The 2,539-nt window shown below is 71.6% G+C and carries 2 protein-coding genes; both read left to right on the forward strand.

The window, feature by feature from the left end; genetic code table 11:
- The first annotated feature begins 83 nt into the window (after window positions 1–83).
- Window positions 84–1,655 (forward strand): IS21 family transposase, encoded by a 1,572-nt coding sequence (gene istA, locus M3148_RS16825; protein WP_251305887.1) that lies wholly within the window; start codon window positions 84–86, stop codon window positions 1,653–1,655.
- The gene (gene istB / locus M3148_RS16830) at window positions 1,652–2,437 is read left to right on the forward strand and encodes an IS21-like element helper ATPase IstB (RefSeq protein ID WP_251305888.1); all 786 of its coding nucleotides are present in this window, start codon (window positions 1,652–1,654) and stop codon (window positions 2,435–2,437) included. The genes istA and istB overlap by 4 nt, the downstream gene beginning before the upstream one ends.
- Window positions 2,438–2,539 lie beyond the last annotated feature (102 nt).

Raw genomic sequence — 2,539 nt, forward strand, 5'->3', positions numbered from 1 at the left:
CCGTGTCGGTCCCGTCGTGGGCGTCCCTCCGGGGTTTGCTCGAGGTCTTCGACCACCTTGAGCAAGTTCCACCGGAGGGACGCATGAAGAAGTGTGACAGGGAGATCATGGAGATTCTTGAGGCGTATGACGCCACGGGCAGTGCGCACTCGGCGGCGCAGCTGGCCGGGGTCGACCCGAAGACGGTGCGCCGCTACGCCGCAGCCCGCGACCAGGGCCGTCCGGTGACAGGGGCGTCGCGGCGTCCGCGGATCATCGACCAGCACCTGCCGAAGATCGAGGAGTGGGTGGAGCGCAGCGCGGGCAAGGTCCGCGCCGACGTCATCCACGAGCGCCTGGTGGCGATGGGCTTTACCGGCACCGAGCGCACCACCCGTCGAGCCGTCGCAGAGGCGAAGGCGGCGTGGCGGGCAGGGAACCGGCGCACCTACCGGCCGTGGATCACCGAGCCGGGCCTGTGGCTGCAGTTCGACTGGGGTGAGGGACCGAAGGTGCCCGGGGCGGACGGGACGCTGCGGCGCACGCTGCTGTTCTGCGCGTGGCTGGCCTGGTCGAGGTTCCGGGTGGTGATCCCGGTGTGGGACCAGACCCTGCCGACGCTGATCGCCTGCCTGGACGCCACGCTGCGGCGGATCGGTGGGGTGCCGGCCTACGTGTTGACCGACAACGCTAGGACGGTGAGTATCGATCACGTCGCCGGAGTGGCGGTGCGCCACCCGCAGATCGTGGCGGCGGGGCGGCACTACGGCACCCAGGTCCACACCTGTGTCCCCTTCGACCCTGAGTCCAAGGGCGGCACCGAGTCCACCGTCCGTCTGGCGAAGGCCGACGTGGTGCCCACCGAGGCCAACCTGCGCGCCCAGTACGCCTCGTTCGCCGAGCTGGAGGCCGCTTGCGAGGAGTTCTGCGCCAAGGTCAACGGCCGCGTCCACCGCGAGTCCGCGCGCATCCCGGCCGAAGCCCTGATGGACGAGCGCCGGCGGCTGCACGTGCTGCCCGCGGCCCCGCACACCCTCGCGTTGGGTCAGACCAGGACGGTGAACACCGACCAGACGGTGCGCTACGGCTCGGTGCGCTACTCCACGCCGCCCGGCCTGGTCGGGGCCGAGGTCTGGGCCAGGGTCGCGGGGACCGAGCTCGTCCTCGTCGCCGATCTCGACGCCCTGCCCCGCCGACCGGACTGGACCGGTGAGCGCTGCGGACTGGTCGAGGTTGCCCGTCACCGACTCTCCACTCCGGGCACTCCGCGGATCGATCTGGCCCACTACCCCGACCATCCCCAGGACCCCACCGGTGCTCCCCGCCCGCCCCAGCCACGGGCTCGCAGCGCCGCCGAGCGCGACTTCCTCGACCTCGGCCAGGGCGCCCACGACTGGCTGATCGCGGCCTCAGCCGCCGGGGCGACCCGCATCCGCGCCAAGATGGCCGCCGCCCTGGAGCTCGCCGCACTGGTCGGCTCCGTTGCCGTCGAGACGGCCCTGGCCGCAGCGGCCCAGGCCGGCCGCTTCGGCGAGGAAGACCTCACCGCGATCGTCGCCCACCAGGCAACCGCCGCCCCTACCGGCGACCTCGTCGTCGTCGATGAGACCCACTCGGCTCAGCCCGGTACCGCCGCCTGGGCGAACTTCACGACCAGCAAGGAGATGACCCGATGACCACCACCACGATCGCCGCGTCGGCGCCGCCGCTGCCGCAGGACCTCACCGCGGTGCTCAAGCGCATGCGCATGCCCTACCTGCGCGCAGCCGCCCCCGAGGTCCTGGCCACGGCCAAGGCCCAGCGCTGGGACCCCACCGAGGTGCTGCGCGTCCTGCTCGCCGAGGAGGCCCGCGGACGCGACGAGGCCACCCGGGCCATGCGCCGCAAGACCGCCGGGCTACCCGCCGGCAAGACGTTCGAGTCCTGGCGCGAGCACGACAGCAGCATCCCGGTCCCCACCCAGTCCGCCCTCGCGGCCTTGGAGTGGGTCCACCGCGCCGAGAACCTCGCCATCTCCGGACCCTCCGGCACAGGCAAGACGCACTTCGTCGAGGCCCTGGCCCACAAGGTCATCGACGCCGGCATGCGCGTCTCCTGGTTCACCCTCGAATCCCTCACCGCCGCAATCGGCAGAGCCCAGGTCGACGGCTCGACCAGCAAGGTCATCGCCCGCATCACCCGCGCCGAGCTCATCGTCGTCGATGACATCGGCATGCTCCCCAGTGGGCAGGCCGCCGCCGAGGCCTTCTACCGCCTCGTCGACGCCACCTACGAACGCCGCAGCCTCGCGGTAACGAGCAACATCCACCCCGCCGGGTTCGACACCATCATGCCCAAGACCCTGGCCACCGCGGCCGTCGACCGCCTCCTGCACCACGCCCACGTCATCATCACCGAGGGCACCTCACTGCGCCTCGCCGAGGCCACCGCCGGACGCGGGGTGGTCCCCTTGAACTGACGACTACAGGGAGATCAGCCGTCCGCGGACAGGGAGATGAACTGTCCGCCTACAGGGAGGTCTCCTGTCCGCCCACGGGGAGGTCCCGCTGTCCCTTGACAG

Origin of the sequence: Georgenia satyanarayanai (assembly GCF_023715365.1) — a bacterium.
Lineage (GTDB): Bacteria > Actinomycetota > Actinomycetes > Actinomycetales > Actinomycetaceae > Oceanitalea > Oceanitalea satyanarayanai_B.